Below are 7380 nucleotides of genomic sequence, written 5' to 3'. Positions count from 1 at the left end.
TTTTTTATAATTTAGCAGTATGAATAAGTTCAAGCACTTTATTGAATGGCAGGTGTTTGGGGTTTGCTCCTATATTGGTGAAAAAATGGGTATCGCCAATACTACCATCCGCAAACACTTTATTTATATTTCCCTTCTCACCATGGGATCTCCCATAATCATATACATGTTCCTGGCTTTTTGGGTAAACATCCGCAACTATATCTGGAACCGGCGCAGGAATCCGTTGAAGAACAGTTAGGTCGTTGATGCTTTGCGGGACAAAAGTCCCGGAAGAACATATGGTGTGCGAAGTCAGAGACTTCGCTACAACCGGCGGATTTGAAATCCGGTTGCTGTCCGTTTTGTTGCATAATATTGATCTATGTTAATGATTAGCAGTATTGAATTGTAGCTATTTAAAATTTTCAGGGGCGATGAACAGGAAGAAGCGCAATTTCATTTGCAACAATGCAAACGTTTGAAAGGTATATTGTTACGTAGATGTACTTAGTATTTTATGAAATTAATCCTGTTTGTTCAAAAAAGGCAGAACAGAATGCAATTTATATACAGCGCTGCGTTATATACCCGACGCAGGTTTAGATGTGATTAACTGAAATTAAATTTGATAAAAACCTTATCAATGAAATAAAAGATTTATTCTGTGAAAAGCCCGGATCCAGATCCAATGTAAAAACCAAATTGTCCAATTGTCCGAGTGAAAAACCCCAAAGTCCAAACGTCCGTCATGAAAAACCAAAAGTCCAGGATCCAATGTAAAAACCGAATCCAGTTATCCATTGAATGAACATCCTATGAAAGCTCCTGATCCTCTATCCTAATGATTCGGGAGCTTTTTTTTTCTTTCTCACCGCTCAGAACAATTGCAGCTTTTCTTTGTTTTCGTAAAAAACCGGACGGGTTATAAATACTCCTGACCGTCCCACCCGCATTTTTCCTTCCAGTCTTAATAAAACAGAATCCTGTAAAGCCAGCGACAAAGCATTGCCTATTACATTACTGAAATTGATATGGACCAGTACCGGTATATGAAATGTATCGAGACGGCTGATGTGAATGGTAGTGTCTAATTCGGTATGCCCCAATAACCGGTTGTCAACATAAATATCCAGACTTCCCGATTTGAAAGTGAGATTGGATCTGTTGGGATTATACAACCTCACGCTGGCCGAAAGGGTGGTGTTGGTAAGACTGCCGGCATTGATCTCCACATTTTCAACATCAACGTATTCCGGGGCAATAATTTCTCTGCAGGACGCAAAAGCAAATGCCGCGGCGAGGCATAAAAAGGAGTAGCCGGTTTTTTTATTCATATTGCAAAAATAGGGTGCAAGGGAAAGGGTTGGATAAAATCCTGCGGAAAAATAGCGTTAAACATTCCCCAAACCACAGCTAAAAAGCTTAGTTTTAGGACCTGTAATTTTGTCAAAACCTATTATTTTGATTAACTCAATTATTTAGTATTAAAATTTATATTCAATGTATTAATAGTCAATTTATTAAATGTTAATAACTTATATTAAATTGTTAATAAAAAAAGCATAAAACAGTATGATTTTGACCATTTCTATTTTTGAAGTGTTTTAAAGTATAAATTTATATATACAGTGACTATACTATCTGATTTACAGTATTTTGCACCAATTATTGAATATAAAAATTCAATTGATTTCAGGTATTTAAGAATTGAGCAATATGAAGCCTGGCAAAAAATGAGTTTTCGCAACCGCTGCGTTATTGCGGGGGCTAATGGTTTGCTCCATTTGAGCATTCCGGTGGAAGGCGGAAGACATTCAGGTAAAATGATCCGTGAGGTGAAAATTGACAATGCTCATCGCTGGCAACCCCTTCACTGGCGATCCATCATTTCTGCTTATAACCGGTCGCCCTGGTTTGAATTTTATAAAGATGAAATGAACGTTTTTTATAATACGAAATACACCTGGCTTTGGGACTGGAACCTTGAGCTTTTACGCTGGACCATTCAAAAATTAAAAGTTGATGTGGAGATAAGCTTTACAGAAACCTGGCAAAAAGATTATCCGCCCGGAGAATTCCTGGACATGAGGGGCAGGGTGCTTCCCAAAAACTTTGGATCCTTTGCCGGAAGCTGCCCGGTATATAAGCAGGTTTTTGAAGACCGGCTGGGTTTTAAAGCTAACCTTAGTATTATAGATCTTTTATTCTGCGAAGGCCCGAATGCTGTCCGCTTATTGAAGGAGTAAACCGTTTTCCCGCAATTCCCACATAGGAACAGCGGTTAAATGGTGTGGCTAAAATGTTTAAGGGTGAGCAGTGATAAGAACGATAAACGGAGCGTCGCAACATCAGCCGCAGCAGGGTTCCGGCGCCGGTAAAATAAAAATTATCGTTTTTGGAACTATGCAAGGCAGAAGTGCTGAACTTTATGATTCCGGGAGTGCTTTATAGAATGAGTCGTTTAAGTCATGAAAATGTTTATACATTATGATTTTGTTTGAACAGTTGATTTTCCGGCTTTACGCATATATCATTATTTATCTGTTGCTTTCCTCTGTAATTTAAAAAAGCGGAATTTAGGCATCCTGATGAACGAAGATGCCAGCAATAGACTTCCTGTTAACCTATTCATTTAATTCAATAAAATCATTGACAATGCCAGGGAATACCTATACCGTCCAAAATGATCATCTGAGCGTTACCGTACAGGCAAAAGGCGCAGAGCTGATGAGCCTGTACAATAAAAAACAGCAATTGGAATACATGTGGAACGGTGATCCCGCATTCTGGGGCAAACATTCGCCGGTTTTATTTCCCGTTATCGGCACATTAAAAAACAACACTTACTATTATAATAACAAAGCCTATCACCTGGGGCGGCATGGCTTTGCCAGGGATATGGATTTTACCGTTGCTGAACAAACAACATCTTCCCTTGGCTTCAGTCTGCTCAGCAATGCAGATACCCTGCAAAAATTCCCTTTTGAATTTGTGTTTGATATCATATACCTCTTACAGCAAGACCGGTTAACGGTTACGTACAGGGTAAGAAATACCGGGAACGGCGATATGTATTTTTCTGTGGGCGGGCACCCGGCTTTTAAAGTGCCTGTTGTTGAAGGAACGGGTTATGATGACCATTACCTTGAATTCAATAAAACCGAAAATGCCGTCAGGTGGCCCATTTCTCCGGAGGGGTTGATTGAAACCCGTGCCGAACCTTTTTTAGCGGGCACCAATAAGCTGCCATTGCGGAAGGAGCTTTTTTACAGGGACGCGCTCGTTTTTAAGAACCTCCGGTCGGATGCGGTACGTTTGCTGGCGTCAAAACATGACAAAGGGATTGAATTTAATTTCCCCGGCTTTCCCTACCTCGGCATATGGGCGGCAAAAGACGCCGGCTTTGTTTGTATAGAGCCCTGGTGCGGAATTGCCGACCCGGTAACCAGCAGCCAGCAACTGACAGAAAAGGAGGGGATAAACCGCCTGGCGCCGGGATCGGTTTTTGAAAGAAGCTGGGGAGTTGGGATGAGTGAGTAGTGAGTAGTGAGTAGTGAGTAGTGAATGGTGAGAGGTGAGAGGTGAGAGGTGAAAGGCGAGGGAGATTAGTGGTATTGGGCGAATGTGTTAGCTGAGAGCTGATGGCTGAACGCTGACTGCCCGGAGAAGCTGTAAATTTCAAATATTTCCGCCTTTAGCGCCATTGCAGTAATTTCGCTGGCGAAAATATTTTTCACCCTAAATAAAAGGTAGCGTGAAAGTATAGTGGTGAGAAATAACCGTTCTGTTCTTCCCGCTTTCAATATTCGCCTTTTTACAGGATAAGCGACAAAGGATTCAAATTTTATGCCCCAGGTTTTAACGCATCAGCAGCTATTGGAAACAGCAGGCAAATTCGGTACACCGCTGTATGTATACCACGCCGAAAGAATAACGGAACAATACCGCCGCTTACAGGAAGCTTTTGCGCAAACCGATACTACATTTTTTTACGCCTGCAAAGCGCTCACCAATATCAATGTGCTCAAACACATTAAAAGCATAGGCTGCAATGCCGACTGCAGCTCGGTAAATGAAGTGCAACTGGCTCTTATGGCAGGCTTTGCCCCCGAACAGGTTTTGTATACCTCCAACAACATTGCATTCAGTGAAATTGAAAAGGCCGTGTCGCTGGGTGTGCATGTAAACATAGACAGCCTTTCTAACCTTGGTAAATTTGGCGAAAAGTACGGGCACAGCTATCCTGTGGGTATCCGTTTACGGCCCAATATCATGGCCGGCGGTAACCTTAAGATCTCAACCGGACATAATAAAAGCAAATTTGGTATTCCGGTAGAAGACACAGACAAAGTAGTTCAGCTGATGAAAGAAAAAAAACTGCACATTCGTACCCTCCACATTCATACCGGCAGTGAAATTAAAGATGTGGAAGTATTTGCCAGGGGTATTGAAGTGTTGTTTGAGCTGATCCCGCATTTCCCCGAGCTGGAAGTGATTGACCTGGGCGGGGGATTTAAAGTGCCTTATGCGCCAGGGGAAGAAGGAACCGATATAGCCGCCCTGGGGAAGAAAGTGAAAGCAGAGTTTGAGTCCATTGAAAAGCTGCATAACCGCAGGCTGCAGGTGTGGTTTGAACCGGGAAAATTTTTAGTGAGTGAAGCCGGGTATTTTATTGTGCAGGTAAATGTATTAAAACAATCGGGCGACACCTGTTTTGCGGGCGTGAACAGCGGGCTCAATCATTTGATACGGCCGATGTTTTACGGGTCCTATCACCATATAGAAAATATATCCAATGCCGGGGCTGCACCACACCGTTATAATATAGTAGGCAATATTTGTGAAACAGACAATTTTGCGGAAGACAGGATGGTTGCTGAAATACGCGAAGACGACTACCTTGTATTTTATAATGCCGGCGCCTACGGGTTTGAAATGGCATCTAACTATAATTCGAGGTTCAAGCCTGCCGAAGTACTTGTAAAGGACAATAAGCCCGTGCTTGTGCGGCGGCGTGGTACGCTGGAAGATTTATTGGCAACGCAGGTAGTAATGGCGGATTAATGTATCTTTAAGCCAACCGTCAACCCGGCAATATTTGTTTGTAATGAAGCAATTTTCCTTTCTGTTCCTGTTCTTATTTTTTTTAGCATCCGTGGCAGCGGGGGAAGTTGCCGCCACCATTGAACTGCGGGTTAAAAATGAAAGCCGGGGCCCCCTTTCTTTTACACTGCCCGTGAATCATATTGTTTTTTGGGGCGCTGTACGGGAAGATACCCTCACCGGCGGAAATTATAATATTACACTCAGGGAAACGCAAACCGGTTTTGTGCATATCCGCATAATGGACCGTGTCATTCGTTTATTTGTGCAGCCCGGCGATCACCTCCGTGTATCCATTGATGAGAGCAATATAGACAAGCCGGTGAGCATAGAAGGGAACAACGGCGGCGGACAGGAAATATTCACTTCAATGGAACTTACCTATCCCGGCAACCTGGTATCCCGTTATAAAAAAGATACTACCGCGGCTTTGCTGGAAAGGCATGTAATGAACGATAAAAATGTTCGTCTTAAGGTTTTTAAAATATTATATGATGAGAGGAAGATAGATAAGGCGTTTATGGATTTCATGCAACTGAACCTGGACTATTACCATGCCTCTGTTATTTCGGAGATCATATCCGGGAAATTTGCATTAACACAGCTTTCCGAAGATCACCCGCTTTTTAAGCCTGTATTTCCGGCCGATTTTGCCGTGTTGTGGGATAAGCTGTACAGGCAATATCCTGTTAATAATATAGCGGCATTGCAAACCTTCGGATACAATGGAGGCTTTAATTTGTATGCAGGCAATTATATCAACGGGTATATTCAATGGATCAGGAGAAACAATAAAGCGGTAACTGCTCCGGGATGGGCTGCCGGGATGAGAGAATCTTTTCAAACCATACGAAGCAATCTTTCGCCTGATGTGGCCGAATATCTGGAAGCAGGAATATTATTTACGGAGCTGAGCCGGGAAAAAAACTATGCGGAGCTGGTGAAGTTTTCAAATGACTTTAAGAAGCGCTATCCCCGGAGCCGCTATACCTTCTACCTCGAGCCTCTGTTAAAAAAAGCAAATGCATGGTACGATAAGGTGAAAGGGGATTTTACCGCTGAACAGAAGCTCATACCGGGTTATGCAGCGATTGATTCGTTTAAACAACTGATGAAACCTTTTTTAGGGAAAGCCGTATTCATTGAATTCTGGGCAACATGGTGCATTACCTGCAAAGACCAGTTTGATCATGAGAACGACCTGCACCGGTTTTTGAAATCCAAGGGTGTGGAGCATCTTTATATTTCCGTTGACAAGCAGTTGCACGAAACAGAATGGAAGGAGCTGATCAAATACTTTGATCTCCGCGGCAGCCATATCCGGGCAAATGAAAAGCTGGTAAAGGATCTGTCCAGGATCTTCTGGCAGGGCAGGGGATATGCGCTTCCCTTGTATGTTGTGATCAGCCGCTCTGGCTATATTGTTGAATTTGATGCTTACCGTCCTTCCGAAAAAAAGAAGTTATACCGGCAGATAGAGAAGTATGTGCAATGAAAATGATTCGGAAAACTGCACCTGGCTCATCAATATTTTTTACCTTGGTATAGTTGTTAACCTAAAACACACTATATGGCAGGAACATTTTCTCAAATGTACATCCAGGTTGTATTTGCTGTAAAGCACCGGCAGGCATTGATACAATCATCCTGGGAAGAACAGTTATACCAGTATACCACAGGCATCATTCGCAACAAGGACCAGAAATTACTCGCCATTAACGGTATGCCGGATCACATTCATATTCTGATAGGCATGAAACCCGCCTGTTGTTTATCTGACCTGGTAAGAGAAGTGAAAAAATCCACGAACGAATTTATTAATGAAAACGGGTTTACAAAATCCAAATTCAATTGGCAGGGAGGTTTTGGGGCTTTTTCGTACAGTCATTCACATCTTGATAATGTGATCCGGTATATTATGAACCAGAAAGAACATCACCGAAAGAAAACATTTAAAGAAGAATACATTACTCTCCTGGAGAAATTTGAAATACCATACGGAGAGCAATATCTATTTGACTGGCTGGATTGAAGTGCACATTACATGGTGTTTCATGGTTCGACCCTCTTTGGGGTCGCAGATAATCTGTCTGTGTATATTATAAACCTTGCATCCCTTCGGGATGTGGGAATACATCCGCTGAAACCGGTTGCAGGAATTGATGTTGACCCTGAAAGGGTCTGGGTTTACAACTCAATAGTTGAAATTGAACTGTACGACCCTCTTTGGGGTCGCAGGTGATCTGTCTGTGTATATTATAAACCTTGCATCCCTTCGGGATGTGGGAATACATC

At 42.4% G+C, this 7380-nt stretch carries 7 protein-coding genes; 6 read left to right on the top strand and 1 reads right to left on the bottom strand.

Annotated features, from left to right (window positions below; all coding sequences use genetic code 11):
• Positions 1-19: 19 nt before the first annotated feature.
• Positions 20-241 (top strand): PspC family transcriptional regulator, encoded by a 222-nt coding sequence (locus PLH26_RS18310; protein ID WP_152270788.1) that lies wholly within the window; start codon positions 20-22, stop codon positions 239-241.
• A 616-nt stretch (positions 242-857) separates the two neighbouring features.
• On the opposite strand, the gene PLH26_RS18305 is transcribed toward PLH26_RS18310, so the two are convergent.
• Positions 858-1316, bottom strand: a complete 459-nt coding sequence (locus PLH26_RS18305; RefSeq protein WP_324587479.1) for an LEA/WHy family protein — start codon at positions 1314-1316, stop codon at positions 858-860.
• 294 nt (positions 1317-1610) lie between these two features.
• On the opposite strand from PLH26_RS18305, the gene PLH26_RS18300 reads away from it, so the two are divergent.
• From PLH26_RS18300 to tnpA, 5 genes are all read left to right on the top strand, one after another.
• Positions 1611-2228: a WbqC family protein gene (locus PLH26_RS18300; protein ID WP_324587478.1), complete on the top strand. Its 618-nt coding sequence runs from the start codon at positions 1611-1613 to the stop codon at positions 2226-2228.
• Positions 2229-2637: 409 nt separating this feature from the next.
• On the top strand, positions 2638-3522 hold the full coding sequence (locus tag PLH26_RS18295; protein WP_324587477.1) for an aldose 1-epimerase family protein: 885 nt from the start codon (positions 2638-2640) through the stop codon (positions 3520-3522).
• Positions 3523-3828: 306 nt separating this feature from the next.
• Entirely contained in the window at positions 3829-5046 is a 1218-nt protein-coding gene (lysA, locus tag PLH26_RS18290) for a diaminopimelate decarboxylase (protein ID WP_324587476.1), read from the top strand.
• Between the two features lie 43 nt (positions 5047-5089).
• Positions 5090-6580, top strand: a complete 1491-nt coding sequence (locus PLH26_RS18285; RefSeq protein WP_324587475.1) for a TlpA family protein disulfide reductase — start codon at positions 5090-5092, stop codon at positions 6578-6580.
• Between the two features lie 75 nt (positions 6581-6655).
• Positions 6656-7117 carry an IS200/IS605 family transposase gene (gene tnpA / locus PLH26_RS18280; protein ID WP_324587474.1) on the top strand — a complete coding sequence of 154 codons (462 nt, stop codon included), beginning with the start codon at positions 6656-6658 and terminating at the stop codon, positions 7115-7117.
• Positions 7118-7380: the final 263 nt, after the last annotated feature.

The sequence above is a fragment of the Agriterribacter sp. genome (assembly GCF_035444585.1).
Taxonomy (GTDB): Bacteria; Bacteroidota; Bacteroidia; order Chitinophagales; family Chitinophagaceae; genus Agriterribacter.
Note: the sequence above shows the minus strand (reverse complement) of the source record. Positions and strands in the feature narration are given on the sequence as shown.